Below are 15,100 nucleotides of genomic sequence, written 5' to 3' on the forward strand. Positions count from 1 at the left end.
TAAACCAATGTTTAAAAAGTTAGATTTTAATTAAGTATATCTTAATATCTGTTAAGATTAATAACATAAATTACTTAAATGAGATTCCACACAAGAAAATGGGTAAAACCCGAAGATTTAAATCCTAATGGCACCTTATTTGGTGGTCAGCTTTTGGCTTGGATAGATGAAGAAGCTGCACTATATACTATAATTCAGCTCGAAAATTCTAAAATTGTTACAAAATACATTTCCGAAATCAACTTTATGGCGTCAGCTAAACAAGGTGATATTGTAGAAATTGGTATTGAAGTCACTAAGTTTGGAAAATCATCAATTACACTAAAATGCGAAGCTCGTAATAAAATGACTAGAGAGACCATCCTTACGGTAGATAATATCATCATGGTTAACCTAGGAAAAGATGGTAAACCAATACCTCATGGTAAAACAGAAGTAGAATTTGTAAAGGATAGATTAAATAGCAATACTTAAACTTTGTTGCCCAAAGTAAGCTCATAAATTTCTAAATCAAAATACTTAACGGCTGCTAATACATGGTCAAAAATATCACCTATAATAAATTCGTAGTTTTCCCAACGTTGGTCTTTACTAAATGCATATATTTCCATAGGAATACCTTGAGAGGTAGGTTCTAACTGACGAACCATTAGGGTCATGTTTTTATTGATAGCAGAATGATTTTCTATATATGTTTGTAGATACTTTCTAAAAACACCAAAATTAGTTAAGTTAACTCCATTAATTAGTACTGTTTTATCAGCTCCATGTGCAGTGTTATACTCACTTATTTCTTTCGACTTATTTTCAAGATATTTAGTAACCAACTGAATTTTTTTAAGCTTCTCAATATCTTCAGCAGTTAAAAACTTAATAGTCGATACTTTTATAATTACCGAGCGCTTAATACGTCTTCCGCCTGAGGCTTTCATGCCTCTCCAGTTTTTAAACGAGTCCGAAATTAATGCATAAGTCGGAATAGTGGTAATCGTCATGTCCCAGTTCTGAACCTTCACAGTTGCTAAGTTGATTTCAATAACATCACCATCTGCACCATATTTTTCAAACGTAATCCAATCTCCAATACGCACCATGTCGTTTATAGATACTTGAATACTCGCAACAAAACCTAAAATGGTGTCCTTAAAAATCAATAGGATAACAGCAGAAGCAGTACCTAATGTAAAGGCAAATTTTAAAAATGTAACACCAGTTAAAATTGATAATGTAGAAAACACACCTAGAATCCAGGCAAATATCATCACAACCTGTATATAGCTGTCTATAGGCTTGTCTTTATACTTTTGCAAGGTTTTAAGGTAATCTCTAATAGAATGTAAAACACTTTTTATAATTCTAAGTGTTAGTAGTATGGCAATAATTTTTAAGGTCTTCTCAATAATATCTTCTGTGTATGCAAAATCTGCAAACACTTGAGGTACAAACTCAATTAGTATAATTAGTGGTATAATATGCGCAATATTTCTAGGGAGTTTATTGCTTATAAGTATGTCATCAAAATTAGTTTTTGTGGTTTTTGCAACACCAGAAGAAAACCTCCATAAAATTCGTTTGGTTATAAAATCTACAATAAACGCAATTAGCAAAAGCCCTAATAAAAGTGCAAGCATATTAAGGTATTTGGCTGCAGAATCAGACAAACCCTTTTCGATTAGTAAATCGTAAATAAAATGTCTTAGACTAAGCATGAGATTTTTTTAAGTACTTTTTGTCGATGTAAAAGGTTCCAAAAGGAATTACTGATGCTATTAAAACAATCCATAAAGTACGAGTAGACCATTTCATGTCAGAGCTTATTAATACTGCTATTACAACATAGGCCATAAATAAAATGCCGTGTGGCATACCAAGCATTTTTACATACTGAGGATCATCTAAAAAGTATTTTATAGGTGTTGCTATAAAAAGTAATAAGATATAAGAAACACCTTCTAATAAGGCTGTAATTCTGAATGTTGGCAGTAATTTTGACATGCTATTTATTTTCTGCAAAAATACTCTAGATTACTATAACGACATTGTATTTTAACAGCTTTTAAGAAATAATTTAAAACTACGATTCTATTAATTATCTTTAAGCACTTATTTAATATACATCAACCAAATTATGAAAAACTTTCTAACGCTAACACTTTGCTCACTAATTATCTTTTCCTGTGCCACAGCACAATCTAGTAGTAAGAAAAAAAGTAATGCAAAAACTGCGCAAACATCACCACCAGCGCCAAAAAAGAAACAGGGTAAAATTAAAGACTACGCTAAAGTTATTACAAAAGATGCTATAACGGATGAAGGTTTATTTAACGTTCATATGGTAGGTGAAAAATACTATTACGAAATACCTATAGAGTATTTAAATACAGATATGCTATTGGTAAGTCGTTTTTCAAAATTGCCATCAAATTTAGGAGGAGGTTATGTTAATGCTGGAACCAAAACCAATACTAGGATGATTAATTGGGAACGTTTTAAGAATAAAATTCTCATTAAAGAAAAATCATCTAGTGCAGTTGCAGCAGATAGTTTACCTATCAATGTTTCGGTGAAAGCCAATAATTATGAACCAACGTTATTTGCGTTTGATATTGAAGCGTTTTCAAAGGATTCGTCTTCTGTAGTAATCGATGTTACTAAATTTTATAGTACAGATGTAAAAGCAATTAGTGGATTGGGTTCTAGATTACGAACAATGTATAAGGTTAGAAATTTAGATAACTCACGTAGTTTTATCAATTCTATGAAGAGTTTTCCGAAGAATATAGAGGTAATTCAAGACTTTACTTATAATGCGACGAATCCTCCTGTAAATACAGGTGATCAAACAATAAGTATTCAAATGAATCAATCGATGATTTTGTTACCAAAAGTACCAATGCAGCCTCGTTATTTTGATGATAGAGTAGGTTGGTTTACATTAAGTCAATACGATTATAGTAGTGAAGAATTAAAAGCAGATAGAAAAACCTATTTAAGACGTTGGAAATTAATTCCAAAAGATATCGAAGCTTATAAACGAGGTGAGCTAGTAGAGCCTGTAAAACCTATAGTATATTATTTAGATCCTGCTACACCAGAAAAGTTTAGATCGTATATGAAAGATGGTATTGAGCTTTGGCAAAAAGCGTTTGAAGCTGCTGGATTTAAAAATGCCATAATTGCTAAAGATCCTCCAACCAAAGAAGAAGACCCAGAGTTTTCTCCAGAAGATATTAGGTATTCGGTTGTAAGATATGTGGCAAGTACAACACGTAATGCAACAGGACCAAGTGTTTCCGATCCACGTAGTGGTGAGATAATTGAAAGCGATATTATATGGTATCATAACCATTTACGCTCATATAGAAACCGTTATTTGTTAGAAACAGGAGCGGCAAATCCATCTGCTAGAACTTTAAATACTCCAGACGAAGAAATTGGTGAAATGATGAAAATGGTGATCGCTCACGAGGTTGGTCATACATTAGGTTTGCCTCACAATATGAGTGCAAGTTACGCTTACGATGTAGAGAGTTATAGAGATGGTGCATTTACACAAAAAAATGGAATAGCTGCTACAATTATGGATTATGCACGCTACAATTATATTGCGCAACCAGGCGACACAAACATAAGGTTTGTTAGACAATTAGGACCTTACGATGATTATGCTATTAACTTTGGATATCGCTATATTCCAGGTGCAAATTCACCAGACGAAGAAAAAGAAATATTGAATAGCTGGATAATGGAGAAAGCTGGTGACCCAAAGTATAAATTTGGGAAGCAAAGTAGCCGTTTCGATCCTACTGCTCAAACTGAAGATATAGGAAACAATAGTATTAAAGCTAGTACTTATGGACTTAAAAACTTAAAAATTGTTGCAAAGAATTTACCAAGTTGGACGAGTGATAAAACGGATAATTACGAAGACTTATCAGAGCTTTATGGGGAAATGTTAGGTGTTTGGAGTCGTTATGTCGGACACGTCGTTACACATGTTGGTGGAGTAGTAGAAGACACTAAAAATCCATCGCAAGAGGGTGAAGTTTATGGTCCAGTTGATAAGGCTTATCAGAAATCTGCAATGCAATGGTTGCAGAAAAATGCTTTTGCTACACCAGAATGGTTACTAGATGACGCTATTTTAAAAAATATTAACTATGCAGGTTATACAGATCGTATAAGAAGCTTACAATCACGTCACTTAAACAATTTATTAAATTTTGAACGTTTAGGTAGGTTAATAGACCATAAAGCCATGGATGCTAAGAATTATTCGGCTTTAGATATGTTGAGAGATTTGCGCATTGGACTTTGGTCAGAGACAAGAGCTGGATCTAATGTTACAGTTTATAGACGTAATTTGCAACGTGCGTATTTAGATAGAATGGCATATTTAATGACTGAAGAGTTAAATCCACAACGTAGCAGACAATATTTTAATGTTAACCAGTCAGATGTTAGAGCTTTGGTTAGAGGTGAGTTAAACCAATTAAAAAGTGTGCTTAGTTCAGCGTCTAAATCGGCTTTAAATACCGAAACTAAATACCATTACAGAGATTGTATAGAACGAATAAAAAATGTATTAGACCCAAAATAATATGAAAAAATTAATAGTAACAATTGTACTGCTTTGCATATCATCATTAGCTTTAATATACGGGCAACAACAGACTCAAAAAGAGCAGTTTAAAGTAACTTACAATGCTTCTAAAGCATTAGTAAAATCGCAACAATTTAGTTTTGTTGGTGAAGTTGTATATAATAATAAACACAGAGAGCTTTTAGGTGCAGAGTCTAACACTCTAAAGATTGATAAGTCTGATATTTCTGGTAAAATAATATCATTGAGCACAGCCAATAAATCTTTTGATTTAAATGGTAAACTTGAAGATTTTAAGGCTACATACGATGATGACAAACAACATATTGCTATTAGTTTTAAGGTTGATAGTTCTAATGAAAAATTAGATGTATTTATAGATATAAAGGCAAATGGTAAAGCTTTTTTAACAGTAGCTTCTGGTAATCATTCTAATATATCTTGGACAGGACATCTTAAATAAATCATAAAAGTGTATCTTTGTAATCAGTTTATTGAAGATACACCGCACTAGTAACATATATTCTAAGTTATTTTTTTGGTTCAAATACGATTCATGGTTAAGCTAATTAACTCGTCTTCACTATTTTACATTTTCATAAGCGAGCATATATTAATTTTTAAAACAACGAATGGCTAAATCACAACAGACTTTTAGTAAAAGTGAAAAAGAGAAAAAGAGATTAAAAAAGAGAGAGGATAAGCGTAAGAAGATGGAAGCGCGTAAACTCGCAAAAGAAGAAAATGGTTCTGGAGGTATTCCTTTGGCTTATGTAGATCATAATGGAAACCTTACAGATACACCACCAGATCCATCAATGAAGATTAAAGTAAAAGCTAAGAATATTGTTCTTGGAGTTCCACAGAAGGAGGATAGTGATGAGGAATTTGACCCTATCAGAAATGGAAAAGTGTCGTTCTACGATAGCTCTAAAGGGTTTGGTTTTATTATAGATACCGAAACAAACGAAAAGCATTTTACGCACGTCAGTGGTATTATTGATGAAATTACAGAAAATGATAAAGTAACTTTTGAACTTGAAAAAGGACAGCGCGGCATGAATGCTGTTAAAGTTAAAAAAGCATAACAATAAGATTACAACATATATAGCCATTATCGTAGATAGTGGCTTTTTTTATTTACAATTGTTTATGAACCCTAGAATTGTCAATCTACAAGAGAAAAAAATCGTTGGATTAAAAAGCAAAATGTTGCAACATCAATATGGAAATATTGTAGCGCTATGGAAGCAATTTATGCCTAGAAAAAAGGAAATTCTAAATACTTCAAATTCCGAATTAATTGCATTGCAAAATTATTCAGATTTTGGAAACTTTGAGAAACCTTTTGATATTTGGGCTTGTGTAGAAGTAACGGATTTGAATGTAATTCCAGAAGGAATATTATTTAATACAATTCCTAAAGGTGAATATGCCGTGTTTCCTCATAAGGGCATGGATGCATCTGCAACTTATCAAAAGATTATGACAGAATGGTTGCCAAACTCTGGCTACCAAATAGGTAACAGACCACACTTTCAAGTGATGGGAGAGAAGTATAAACAAGGAAGTCCAGACTCTGAAGAGGATTTTTATGTACCAGTGAAGCGCAGATAGATGGTGACAGTTTTAATTAATTAAATTTCATGCGATAGTCACAACCACTCTTATAATTACTACATCCAAAGGCAGCTTTGCCTTTTAAAATTTTGCCTGTTTTGCACTTAGGGCAAGCATCACCAGCTTTTACAGTTTTTGACTTAGTCTGCTTTGGTTCTAGTTTTAGCTTAAAACCATCATCAAAACGCAATAAGCCATCAATGGATTTTCCATCTACTTTAAAGCCTTTTAAGTTGACTGTTGAGCCTTTACTCAATAATCTCAAATACTGATTTTCGGAAATCTTTTTACCTCCATAATTCAACGGTAGCGTAAAATCGCAAGACTTTCCATACAAATTACAGCCGTAAGCCGATTTTCCTTTTAAAAGCTGTCCGGCTTTGCATTTAGGACACGAAGCTCCAACCAGTGTTTCTGCTTTAGACTTCGACTTCGCTTTCGTTTTCGAGTTCGAAACTGGTTTATTGTTTACAGCAGAAATGCGGGTTTCAACTTTTTCACTTCGTACTTCATAGACTAAAGCATCCACCATACGTTTCATTCCAGATATAAACGCATTAGCACTTATTTTGCCTTTTTCTATGTCCTTGAGTTGCTTTTCCCAGGTACCTGTAAGCTCGGCAGACTTTAATAATTCGTTTTGTATAGTATCTATAAGTTGAATACCAGTTACTGTTGGTAAAATCTGCTTTTTGTTTCGTTTTATGTATTTACGTCTAAAAAGTGTTTCTATGATGTTTGCACGTGTAGATGGACGACCAATACCATTCTCTTTCATTAAATCTCGTAGTTCGTCATCATCCACATGCTTTCCAGCAGTTTCCATGGCACGTAGTAGAGAAGCTTCTGTGTATTGTTTTGGTGGTTTGGTCTGCTTTTCTAAAAATGAAGGTTCATGAAGCCCTTTTTCACCTTTTGTAAAGGTCGGTAAGATAGATTCACCTTTGTTCTTAGAGGTGTCTGACTCAAATACAACACGCCAACCTTTGGACAAAATTTCTTTACCAGTTGTCTTAAAATTTACATCAGCTGCTTTTCCAATAACGGTTGTATTAGAAACTTTACAATCATCATAAAAAACGGCTATAAAACGCTTCACAATAATATCATAAACTTGTTGCTCATTGTATTGCAGATGCGTTTGCATTCCGGTTGGAATAATTGCATGATGATCTGTTACTTTTTTATCGTTAAATACCTTTGCTGACTTCTTTATTTTTTTATTTAACAAAGGTGTTGTAAGATTCGAGTAATCAGTTAATTTAGATAAAATGCCTTTTACTTTTGGATACACGTCATTTGGTAAAAAAGTAGTGTCCACTCTTGGATAAGTAACAGCCTTTTTTTCATATAGTTTTTGAGCTATTTTTAAGGTGTCATCTGCCGAAAATCCAAACTTAGTATTGCAATAAACCTGCAAACCTGTAAGGTCAAAAAGTTTTGGTGCATATTCGGTACCTTTCTTTTTGGTGATAGAATCAATTTCAAACTCGTGCTCCTTAACTTTATTGGCTAAAACTTCACCATCTTCCATTTTTAAGAAACGTCCTTCTTCATAACTAAATAAAGTATCTCTGTACATGGTTTGTAATTCCCAATAAGGTTGTGGCACAAAGTTTTCAATTTCTTTGTAACGATTAACAAGCATCGCAAGCGTAGGAGTTTGAACTCTTCCAACAGATAAAACCTGTTTATAACCGCCATGTTTTACAGTATATAATCGGGTGGCATTAATACCTAAAAGCCAATCTCCAATAGATCTAGAAAAGCCAGCGTAATAAAGATTATCATAATTTTCCGAAGGCTTTAAATTGTTAAATCCTTCTTTTATAGCTTCTGTGGTTAAAGAGGAAATCCAGAGACGTTGTACTTTACCTTTATACTTCGCTTCATTGATTACCCAACGTTGTATCAATTCACCTTCTTGGCCAGCATCACCGCAGTTTATAACAACCTCTGCTTTATCAAAAAGACTTTTTACAATTTTGAATTGCTTTTTAATACCATCATTATTTGACACTTTTACCTGAAATTTTTCAGGTAGCATAGGTAAATTATTTAAATCCCAGCTTTTCCAATACGGTTTATAATCTGCGGGTTCAAATAAGGTGCAAAGATGTCCGAAGGTGTAGGTTACTGCATATCCATTGCCTTCATAGTAACCATCACGTTTTGTGGTGGCACCAAGCACAGAGGCAATTTCTCTGGCAACACTAGGTTTTTCGGCAATACAGACTTTCAAATTGTTTTATATTTTGAAAGTGCAAAATAAAGAAATTTATAGTTTTTTGAAGCGATTTCTCTAGAGTTCTAGAACTAATTTCTGACCGATTTTTAAAGGTGCTGTTTTCTTAATAGAATTAACATCGCAAATTTTAGAGATAGAGAGATTGTTGCGTCTAGAAATACCATAGAGTGTATCTCCTTTTTTAACGACATAGACCTTTTTTTGTTTGACTAAACTTGCTAATGCTGCTTCTTTGGTAGTTAAAACACTCACTTTACTCACACGTCTCGAGTTATGAAAACGTGCACGTGTCCACTCGTGTGTTACCCATAGTTCTTGAGCTCTAATGGTATTGGCTTCAGAAAAATCGAAAAGATATTCAGGATGAATGTATTCACCTTTATAACTTGCCACCAGGTGCAAATGACTTCCGGAAGATCTTCCTGTATTACCACCTTTTCCTATATATCCACCTTTAGAAATAGTGTCATTAGCTTTTACAGCAATATGCGATAAGTGTGCATACGTAGTTTCTAATCCGTTAAAATGACGCACTACAACTGTTTTTCCATGGCCACTACTATATCTGGCAAATCTTACAACTCCGTCTAATATAGATACTACACTATCGCCAGTTACCAAATCTATATCAATACCTTGATGTGGTCGTCCTCTTCGCCAACCATAGCGCGATGTAATTACTTTTTTATGAGCAACAGGAGACGCATATACACTATCTGTAAACTTTAATTGTAATGGAAACTGCACTAACGTATTTCGGTAAGGGTTGTAAACTGTTGTATCCCAATGTTCTGATTTAATATCTATAACTGGTACTGAATCTGTTGAACTTACAACAGGTATTTCTACTTCTTCAATAATAGTTTCATTATGAAATAAGCTCGTTTTAGGTAGTTTTATTTTTAGTGAATATGAAAGCGAATCTTCCTGTGCAAAAATAAAATTGAGGGAAGCACTGCCTATTAAGACAATACATAAAATAATGTATTTCATAGAGGGATTAATATAATAGCATTTTCAATTGTAAATATATAATAAAAAATAATGTGTTGTTTACTTGTGTAAAATACTTATAAACAGCTCATTATGAAATGCATCATTATTCACATCGATTAAGCACATCTAGTCGATGCTTATCTATTAATTTAGCAGTATTAAACAAAACATATTATGAAAAAGATTTTAGTTGTAGGGTTATTTTTAATTTTTGCTTGTGGTTCTGAATCAAAAGCGCAAGCTCCAGATGCAGTAAAGAAAACATTTCAGGCAAAATATCCTGGTGAAAACGATCCAGATTGGCATCAGGACGATCATGGGTATTTTGAAGCTCATTTTAAAATAGATGGTATTAAGTACAGAGCAGACTTTAATGCTGATGGTTCTTGGGTAGAAACTGAAACTAGTATTAAGAAAAAGGACTTGCCTAAGGCAATAAAAGATGTTATTAAGGATAAATATGGAAGTGAAGATATTTCAGAAATAGAAAAGGTGGATAGTGCCTCTAAAGGAGTATTTTACGATGTAGAGTTTAAACAAAAAGGAAAAAATAAGGACGTAGAGTTTAAAGCAGATGGCACAATAATAGGTTAATAGCAATAATTAAAATCACAAAAAGCATCAATACCCATTGATGCTTTTTTTATGCTATAAAGTATTGTAAATTTGCAATTCTATTCAATACTTCGAAATAAAATTTATGTCTCAAACAAATCAAGCACTTCAAGAAAAGAAAACTGATAAAGAATTATACGATTATCAACAAGGTGCCATCAATAAGATTTTTGAAAAATTTGATAACGCTCCAGACGATTATCACTTATTATATCAATTACCAACTGGTGGTGGAAAAACAGTGATTTTTTCTGAAATGGTGCGTCAATACTTAAAAAATCACGATAAGAAAGTTTTGGTAATGACGCATAGAGTAGAGCTTTGTAATCAGACTTCTAAAATGTTAACAAGTTTCGGAGTAACGAATAAAGTGGTGAATAGTAAAGCCAATTTAGATGACCAAGCAGATTACTCTTGTTTTGTAGCAATGGTTGAAACCTTGAATAATAGATTGAATGATAATAAACTCGATATCTCTGATGTTGGTTTAGTTATTATTGATGAAGCGCACTATAACTCATTCACCAAATTATTTAAGTTTTTTGAAAAGTCCTTTATTCTTGGTGTTACAGCAACACCTTTAAGTTCTAACAAAGAACTACCAATGAAGGATAATTACCAAGAATTAATCACTGGTGAAACTATTGAAAACCTTATTGAAAACGAATTTTTAGCTCGAGCCGAAACCTATGCTTACGATATGGGATTAACCTCTCTAGAAGTTGGTTCTAATGGTGATTATACGGTGAAGTCTTCAGAAGATTTATACAGTAGTCCTGCTATGTTGCAAAAAACTGTAGATGCTTATAAAAAACATTCGCTCGGTAAGAAGGCGCTAATTTTTAATAATGGTATTAACACTTCTATAAGTGTGTATTATGCCTTTAGAGAAGCAGGTTTGCCAATTATGCACCTAGATAATACAGCAACGAAAAAACAGCGTAAACAAATATTAGAATGGTTTCATGAAACGCCAGATGCTATTTTAACTTCGGTGAGTATTTTAACCACTGGTTTTGATGAGCCTACAATTGATACTATTATCTTAAACAGAGCAACAAAATCCTTAACGTTATATTACCAAATGGTTGGTCGTGGATCGCGTATTCTTAACAATAAATCTAAATTCACGATTATTGATTTAGGAAATAACCTATACAGATTTGGGCCTTGGGGAGATAATTTAGATTGGCAACTGATATTTAAATCTCCAAATTGGTATGCAGATAGAATTAAGAGTGACGAATCTATTGAAGCCAATTTTAAGCACGAATTAGACGATGAGATAAAAGGTGAATTTTCTAAGTCTGAAGACACTTATTTTGATATTAGACAAACCTACAAAGATGCTGTTGATAAAGGTGAATCTTCAAAAGTAGTTTTGGAGCGCTCCATAGAGCAACATGCTAAAATATGTATTGAAAACAGTGAAGATGTCTATGATGCTTTGGCTTTAGCTAAGCTACTTAAAGATGATATTAATCAGCGTATTGAAATCTACGCTAAATGTATAAGTAAGAGCACCCATAACTTTTTAAAATGGTTAAAGGACGATTACAAAAAGAAGCTAAATTCTTATTTGCGTACAAATTTTGATGAAAAATTTGAGGAAATTCACGGATTTCCACCAGAAGACTAATTTATTAAACTTTAAAAGACTGTTAATGTGGTTGTTATTTTAATCTTTAGATAGTATATTTAGAATACTATGATTAAAGCACACATATACCAGAGAATTAAACTACTCATCCTTTTAGGTGTTTTTTGTCTCTTATTTAATTGTAAATCGAAGGCTAATCTCAACGATAGTGCATATGTTGCTGACATCAGTCAACTAGAGGCACTTATGGAGAATGATGCTTACCATATAGATATAGAAGTAGCATATCCATTTACTACAGCAGCAACTACCCAAGTTGTTAATGCTCTATTGCTCCAAAATACTGGTAATTCTGCTAACAGAATTGATGTAAGAGGAGATGGTAATTCTGTAATTATTCAAAATGATTCTGTAATAGGTGATTTATCATTTTTTGGTGAAAGGCGTTTAAGTGCTGGGCGCTATGGTAGTTCTGATGGTGGAATACATTTTGAAGGCATTCCTAAAAACTTCGAGAAAACCATAAATAAAGAAAAAAGGAAACTTGAGATTAATTTTAAAACCAATGAAAAACAACAATCATCCGAAACTTATGATGTTAACATTGTAATATTTCCAAGTAAACGCGTAGAAGTAAAGGTGACGTCTACTTTCAGGACTTTTATGCGCTATTCAGGACGTCTTTTACCTGTAAAACCCCAATTAGAATAAGATAATATAGAACATTTACAGATTCTTATTAATTCAAACCACATTTTACCATTAATTCTATTGTTTATTAGAAGGACAAATTACCTTTGCATCATAATTTTATATCATGACATCATTTTCAGAATTAGGGATTCACAAATCCTATATAAAGGCTTTAAAAGAGCTTAACATTGTTAATCCTACAGAAATACAGGCTACTGTAATTCCTATTTTATTAGAATCTAAAACAGATTTAATAGGTTTAGCACAAACTGGTACTGGTAAAACGGCCGCTTTTGGTTTACCTGTGCTACATGCTATAGATCAAAACAATTCTGAAGTACAAGCGCTTATCATAGCACCAACGCGAGAGTTGGTGCAGCAAATACAAAAGCAACTGTTTAGATTTACAAAGTACATTGACGGTAAAATTTTTGCAGAAGGTGTGTATGGTGGTGAAAAAATGGACAGGCAAATTAAGGCTTTAACAAGAACAACACATATTGTGGTCGCTACGCCTGGACGTTTGCTAGATCTAATAGAGCGTGGAGCAGTGGATATCTCTAATGTAAAAATTTTAGTGTTAGATGAAGCAGACGAAATGTTAAGTATGGGTTTTAAAGAAGATCTGACAAAAATCTTAAAATACAATACCAAAAAAAGAAACACTTGGTTGTTTTCTGCTACCATGCCAGATGACATCAAAAGCATGATTAAAAGTTATATGTCGCCAGATGCGGTGAGAATAACTGTGAATAAAAATGCCTTGGTTAACGAAAATATCTCACATCATTATATTCAAACCAATATAAAGGATAAGCTGAATATGATTATCCGAATTTTAGATAAACGCCAAGACGAAAGGGGTATTATTTTCTGTAGAACTAAAGCAGGTACAAAAACCTTAGCACAGCAATTACAAAACGAAGGTTTTGCAGTTGGAGCACTCGAAGGAGATATGCAACAAAAAGAACGAGACAAAGTAATGCGTGCTTTTAAAAATGAAAGTTTGCAAGTCTTAGTATCTACAGATGTTTCAGCAAGAGGCATCGACGTTAATAACCTCGCTTTTGTATTACACCATCAATTACCAGAACAATTAGATTATTATACGCACAGAAGTGGACGAACTGCAAGAGCTGGTAAAACAGGACAATCTATTGCGCTAATAATTCCTGGAGAAATGCAAAAGGTAATTGAAGTACAAACCGCTTTAGGAATTACATTTAGAGAAATTACCATGTAAATCTGTTGTTTATGATTTGTTATGCTGAATTCAATTCAGCATCTTACTTACCAATAAATAGATACTGAAACAAGCTCGGCACCACACTGTTGAGTTATTTTCATTTTCAAAATCATATTTCTTGCATATATAACTACTTATATTCGCTCTAAAATCTATTAAACTGTTGAAAGTTTATGGTTTGTCATGCTGAATTCATTTCAGCATCTTACTTACCAATAAATAGATGCTGAAACAAGCTCAGTACTACACTGTTGAGTTATTTGCATTTTCAAAATCATATTTCTTGCATATATAACTTCTTATATTCACTCTAAAATCATTTTTAGTTGTTGAAGGTTTATAGTTTGTCATGCTGAATTCATTTCAGCATCTCACATACGATTAAATAGATGTTGAAACAAGTTCAGCATAATGCTATGGAGTTCTCTTCTTTCATATAATAGTATTATCTTGGGTGTCTAATTAATTAACTGAATATATCACACCAATGAAATCATTAACAATACAAGAGATAAATGCTATTATAAACGGAGAAATTGTAGGAGAAACTACTCATAAAATCTCTGGATTAGAACAAATTCAAAAGGCAAATAATACACAAGCTACATTTATCGGAAATCGAAAATACGCTAAACATTGGGCAGATTCTAATGCGGCATTAGCGATTGTTAATGATACCATTGATTTAGAACCAGGAGACAATAGAGTGCTTATAAAAGTAAAAAATGCAGATTTGGCTATGGCCAAATTATTAGAAGCGTTTACACCAGAAGCACCCTATTTTGAAACAGAAATTCATCCAACAGCGGTTATAGATAAAACCGCTAAAATAGGTAAGGGGAGTAGAGTTGGAGCAGGTTGCTACATTGGTAAAAATGTTGTTTTAGGTGATAATGTAACACTTTACCCAAATGTGACGGTTTTAGATGATACTACCATTGGAGATTATACTACAGCTTGGTCTGGAACCATCATTAGAGAACGTTCTGAAATTGGAAGCCATTGTATTTTTCATAATAACGTCAGTATTGGAGCAGATGGCTTTGGGTATCGTCCAAGCGATGATGGCAGAGGACTAGTTAAAATTCCACATATTGGCAATGTCGTCATTGGAAACGGAGTAGAAATAGGTGCCAACTCATGTGTAGATCGTGGTAAATTTAGTTCTACCATATTAGGTGACGGTTGTAAAATTGACAATCTAGTGCAAATTGCACACAATTGTGTATTAGGACGTTCTTGTATTATGGCAGGAAGCTCAGGACTCGCAGGTTCTGTAACCTTAGGAGATGGTGTTATGATTGGCGGTAGTGCTTCTATAAAAGACCATACCACAATTCATTCTGGTGCAACGGTAGGAGCAGGTTCTGGAGTTATGAACGATGTACCAGCCGGAAAAACCGTATTGGGTTATCCTGCAGTAGACTCTAGGGAAATGCTAAAACAATGGGTTGCGTTACGAAAATTAGCGCGATAAAA

14 protein-coding genes are annotated in these 15,100 nt (G+C 33.3%); 10 read left to right on the forward strand and 4 right to left on the reverse strand.

Annotated features, from left to right (window positions below; all coding sequences use genetic code 11):
• The first annotated feature begins 78 nt into the window (after window positions 1-78).
• A complete protein-coding gene (locus H8K90_RS07760) occupies window positions 79-474 on the forward strand; it encodes an acyl-CoA thioesterase (RefSeq protein ID WP_186845398.1) in 396 nt (131 codons plus the stop codon).
• Here the strand turns inward: H8K90_RS07760 and H8K90_RS07765 are convergent.
• Window positions 471-1,709 (reverse strand): mechanosensitive ion channel family protein, encoded by a 1,239-nt coding sequence (locus H8K90_RS07765; protein WP_186845399.1) that lies wholly within the window; start codon window positions 1,707-1,709, stop codon window positions 471-473. The genes H8K90_RS07760 and H8K90_RS07765 overlap by 4 nt on opposite strands.
• Window positions 1,702-1,995: a DUF3817 domain-containing protein gene (locus tag H8K90_RS07770; protein WP_186845400.1), complete on the reverse strand. Its 294-nt coding sequence runs from the start codon at window positions 1,993-1,995 to the stop codon at window positions 1,702-1,704. Before H8K90_RS07770 ends, H8K90_RS07765 begins: the two co-directional genes overlap by 8 nt.
• Window positions 1,996-2,128: 133 nt before the next feature.
• Here H8K90_RS07770 and H8K90_RS07775 point away from each other — a divergent pair, with 133 nt between their 5' ends.
• The 4 genes from H8K90_RS07775 to H8K90_RS07790 all read left to right on the forward strand — a co-directional run bounded on the left by H8K90_RS07775 (window position 2,129) and on the right by H8K90_RS07790 (window position 6,220).
• The gene (locus H8K90_RS07775; protein WP_186845401.1) at window positions 2,129-4,600 is read left to right on the forward strand and encodes a zinc-dependent metalloprotease; all 2,472 of its coding nucleotides are present in this window, start codon (window positions 2,129-2,131) and stop codon (window positions 4,598-4,600) included.
• Between the two features lies 1 nt (window position 4,601).
• Window positions 4,602-5,066 carry a DUF4251 domain-containing protein gene (locus H8K90_RS07780; RefSeq protein ID WP_186845402.1) on the forward strand — a complete coding sequence of 155 codons (465 nt, stop codon included), beginning with the start codon at window positions 4,602-4,604 and terminating at the stop codon, window positions 5,064-5,066.
• A 169-nt stretch (window positions 5,067-5,235) separates the two neighbouring features.
• A complete protein-coding gene (locus H8K90_RS16895; protein ID WP_222611336.1) occupies window positions 5,236-5,691 on the forward strand; it encodes a cold-shock protein in 456 nt (151 codons plus the stop codon).
• On the forward strand, window positions 5,666-6,220 hold the full coding sequence (locus tag H8K90_RS07790; RefSeq protein WP_246457617.1) for a GyrI-like domain-containing protein: 555 nt from the start codon (window positions 5,666-5,668) through the stop codon (window positions 6,218-6,220). Before H8K90_RS16895 ends, H8K90_RS07790 begins: the two co-directional genes overlap by 26 nt.
• A gap of 16 nt (window positions 6,221-6,236) precedes the next feature.
• Here H8K90_RS07790 and H8K90_RS07795 read toward each other — a convergent pair whose 3' ends face one another.
• Both H8K90_RS07795 and H8K90_RS07800 read right to left on the reverse strand, forming a co-directional pair.
• Window positions 6,237-8,465: a type IA DNA topoisomerase gene (locus H8K90_RS07795; protein WP_186845403.1), complete on the reverse strand. Its 2,229-nt coding sequence runs from the start codon at window positions 8,463-8,465 to the stop codon at window positions 6,237-6,239.
• Between the two features lie 60 nt (window positions 8,466-8,525).
• On the reverse strand, window positions 8,526-9,464 hold the full coding sequence (locus H8K90_RS07800; protein WP_186845404.1) for a peptidoglycan DD-metalloendopeptidase family protein: 939 nt from the start codon (window positions 9,462-9,464) through the stop codon (window positions 8,526-8,528).
• A 177-nt stretch (window positions 9,465-9,641) separates the two neighbouring features.
• Between H8K90_RS07800 and H8K90_RS07805 the strand changes: the two genes are divergently transcribed.
• The 5 genes from H8K90_RS07805 (at window position 9,642) to lpxD (ending at window position 15,098) form a co-directional block, all read left to right on the forward strand.
• Window positions 9,642-10,061 carry a PepSY-like domain-containing protein gene (locus tag H8K90_RS07805; RefSeq protein WP_186845405.1) on the forward strand — a complete coding sequence of 140 codons (420 nt, stop codon included), beginning with the start codon at window positions 9,642-9,644 and terminating at the stop codon, window positions 10,059-10,061.
• Between the two features lie 106 nt (window positions 10,062-10,167).
• Window positions 10,168-11,721, forward strand: coding sequence for a DEAD/DEAH box helicase (locus H8K90_RS07810; RefSeq protein ID WP_186845406.1), 1,554 nt, complete (start codon window positions 10,168-10,170; stop codon window positions 11,719-11,721).
• A 69-nt stretch (window positions 11,722-11,790) separates the two neighbouring features.
• On the forward strand, window positions 11,791-12,393 hold the full coding sequence (locus tag H8K90_RS07815) for a DUF4251 domain-containing protein (protein ID WP_186845407.1): 603 nt from the start codon (window positions 11,791-11,793) through the stop codon (window positions 12,391-12,393).
• Between the two features lie 106 nt (window positions 12,394-12,499).
• Window positions 12,500-13,618: a DEAD/DEAH box helicase gene (locus tag H8K90_RS07820; protein ID WP_186845408.1), complete on the forward strand. Its 1,119-nt coding sequence runs from the start codon at window positions 12,500-12,502 to the stop codon at window positions 13,616-13,618.
• Window positions 13,619-14,108: 490 nt separating this feature from the next.
• Complete coding sequence (gene lpxD, locus H8K90_RS07825; protein ID WP_186845409.1) at window positions 14,109-15,098, forward strand: UDP-3-O-(3-hydroxymyristoyl)glucosamine N-acyltransferase; 990 nt, start codon at window positions 14,109-14,111, stop codon at window positions 15,096-15,098.
• Window positions 15,099-15,100 lie beyond the last annotated feature (2 nt).

The sequence above is a fragment of the Winogradskyella echinorum genome (assembly GCF_014297365.1).
GTDB classification, from domain to species: domain Bacteria; phylum Bacteroidota; class Bacteroidia; order Flavobacteriales; family Flavobacteriaceae; genus Winogradskyella; species Winogradskyella echinorum.

Coding starts and splice junctions, on each gene's coding strand:
- H8K90_RS07770 (WP_186845400.1), bottom strand. CDS start 1,995: ATGTCAAAATTACTGCCAACATTCAGAATTACAGCCTTATTAGAAGGT.
- H8K90_RS07765 (WP_186845399.1), bottom strand. CDS start 1,709: ATGCTTAGTCTAAGACATTTTATTTACGATTTACTAATCGAAAAGGGT.
- H8K90_RS07780 (WP_186845402.1), top strand. CDS start 4,602: ATGAAAAAATTAATAGTAACAATTGTACTGCTTTGCATATCATCATTA.
- lpxD (WP_186845409.1), top strand. CDS start 14,109: ATGAAATCATTAACAATACAAGAGATAAATGCTATTATAAACGGAGAA.
- H8K90_RS07800 (WP_186845404.1), bottom strand. CDS start 9,464: ATGAAATACATTATTTTATGTATTGTCTTAATAGGCAGTGCTTCCCTC.
- H8K90_RS07815 (WP_186845407.1), top strand. CDS start 11,791: ATGATTAAAGCACACATATACCAGAGAATTAAACTACTCATCCTTTTA.
- H8K90_RS16895 (WP_222611336.1), top strand. CDS start 5,236: ATGGCTAAATCACAACAGACTTTTAGTAAAAGTGAAAAAGAGAAAAAG.
- H8K90_RS07790 (WP_246457617.1), top strand. CDS start 5,666: ATGCTGTTAAAGTTAAAAAAGCATAACAATAAGATTACAACATATATA.
- H8K90_RS07805 (WP_186845405.1), top strand. CDS start 9,642: ATGAAAAAGATTTTAGTTGTAGGGTTATTTTTAATTTTTGCTTGTGGT.
- H8K90_RS07760 (WP_186845398.1), top strand. CDS start 79: ATGAGATTCCACACAAGAAAATGGGTAAAACCCGAAGATTTAAATCCT.
- H8K90_RS07810 (WP_186845406.1), top strand. CDS start 10,168: ATGTCTCAAACAAATCAAGCACTTCAAGAAAAGAAAACTGATAAAGAA.
- H8K90_RS07775 (WP_186845401.1), top strand. CDS start 2,129: ATGAAAAACTTTCTAACGCTAACACTTTGCTCACTAATTATCTTTTCC.
- H8K90_RS07820 (WP_186845408.1), top strand. CDS start 12,500: ATGACATCATTTTCAGAATTAGGGATTCACAAATCCTATATAAAGGCT.